Below are 1,892 nucleotides of genomic sequence, written 5' to 3' on the forward strand. Positions count from 1 at the left end.
CGCCGGCAGCAGCCGCCACCAATCCGCTGCCGCTGGACACGCGTGCCAGTGCCTATTTCAATGGTTGGCCCGAAGCTGGTGCCAAGCAGGGCGGGCATGTGCCCGGTGCCGTCAATCTGGCGGCGTCCTGGCTGGGCAAACTGGACGATGCGCAATTGCAGGCACTGCTGGCGCGCAAGGGCATTGCCGTGCAGCAGCCGCTGGGCCTATACGGCAATGGCAGCAAGGCCGTGGCCGCGCGCCTGGGCAAACTGGGCTACCGCCATATTTCCTATCTGCCGGATGCGCTGCGCGCTACGGGCAAGTTGCAGGCGCTGCCCAATTATCAGGCGCTGGTGCCGGCGTTCTGGCTACATGACTTGCAGCAGGGCCGGAAGGTGACGGCAGCACCGGCCAAGGGCTGGAAGCTGTTCGAAGTCGGCTATGGCGTACCCAAGGCTTACCTGCTGAGCCATATTCCGGGGGCCGGCTATATCGATACCAATGCGCTGGAGTCGGAGCCACTGTGGAACAAGGTCGACGATAAAAAACTGGAAGCCGGTTTGCTGGCGCAGGGTATCAGCAGCCGGACACCGGTGATCCTGTATGGCCGCGAAACACTGATGGCTGCCCGTGCCGCCCATATCCTGATGCTGGCCGGGGTGCAGGATGTACGCATCCTCGATGGCGGCTACGACGCGTGGAGCGCGGCCGATTATCCGGTTGCGCGCGGTCTGCCTGCCGCAGTCAAACCGGCTGCCAGCTGGGGCGGCCCTTTCCCCGGCAAGCCCGAATATCTGGTATCGCTGGCCGAGGCCAAGGCCTTGCTGAAAGCACCGGACGGGCGTCTGGCCAGCATACGCAGCTGGGACGAGTTCAGCGGCAAGACTTCCGGCTACAGCTATATCAAGCATAAGGGCGATATTCCGGGCGCAGCGTGGGGACATGGCGGTTCGGATGCCTACCATATGGAAGACTTCCGCAATCCGGACAATACCATGCGCGCCGCCGGCGAGATCGCCGCCTTCTGGGGCGAGGCCGGCATCCTGCCGGCGCAAAAGGTGGCCTTCTACTGCGGCACCGGCTGGCGGGCGTCGGAAGCCTTCTTCTATGCCTATCTGATGGGCTGGCCACGGCCGGCGGTCTATGACGGCGGCTGGATGGAGTGGAGTAGCGATCCGGCCAATCCGGTCGTTAGCGGCGAGCGTCCGGCCCGGCCTTGAGTGACGGGCAGCGGCGGGATGTTGCTATTCCGCCGCTGTTTGTCTGTTGGCCGGCTTCCCTGTTTTGATTGCATATGGCATGGTAGTGTCGTCGCATACGCATCATAAACAGGAAACCATCATGCAAGAGCAACACGCCTGGTCCGGCCGCTTCTCCGAGCCGGTTTCGGAACTCGTCAAAAAATACACGGCCTCCGTCAATTTCGACCTGCGGCTGGCCGAATTCGACATCGAAGGTTCGCTGGCCCACGCCACCATGCTGCACAAGGCCGGGGTGCTGTCGGACGACGATCTGGCCGCCATCCGCCGTGGCATGGCCGAAATCCAGGACGATATCCGTGCCGGGCGTTTTGACTGGAGCGTGGATCTGGAAGACGTGCACATGAATATCGAGCGTCGCCTGACCGACAAGATAGGCGACGCCGGCAAGCGCTTGCATACCGGTCGTTCACGCAACGACCAGGTTGCGACCGATATCCGCCTATGGCTGCGTGCCCAGATTGATGCCATCGTGCCGCTGATTGCCGGCCTGAAAATCAGCCTGCTGGATCTGGCCGAGGCGCATGCCGACACCGTGATGCCGGGCTTTACCCATCTGCAAGTAGCGCAGCCGGTGACCTTTGGCCACCATATGCTGGCTTATGTAGAAATGCTGTCGCGCGACGCCGAACGCATGCTTGATTGCCGGGG

Annotated in this window: 2 protein-coding genes; both read left to right on the forward strand. The window is 62.7% G+C overall.

Annotation, left to right across the window (positions count from 1 at the left end; all coding sequences use genetic code 11):
* The coding region (locus ACRC1E_RS03460; protein ID WP_438513717.1) for a rhodanese-like domain-containing protein at window positions 1-1,202 on the forward strand (1,202 nt) is incomplete at its 5' end.
* Between the two features lie 121 nt (window positions 1,203-1,323).
* Window positions 1,324-1,892, forward strand: a 569-nt coding sequence (locus ACRC1E_RS03465) for a lyase family protein (RefSeq protein WP_438513718.1), incomplete at its 3' end; no start/stop codon positions are given.

This window comes from Craterilacuibacter sp. (assembly GCF_051659485.1).
Lineage (GTDB): Bacteria > Pseudomonadota > Gammaproteobacteria > Burkholderiales > Chromobacteriaceae > Craterilacuibacter.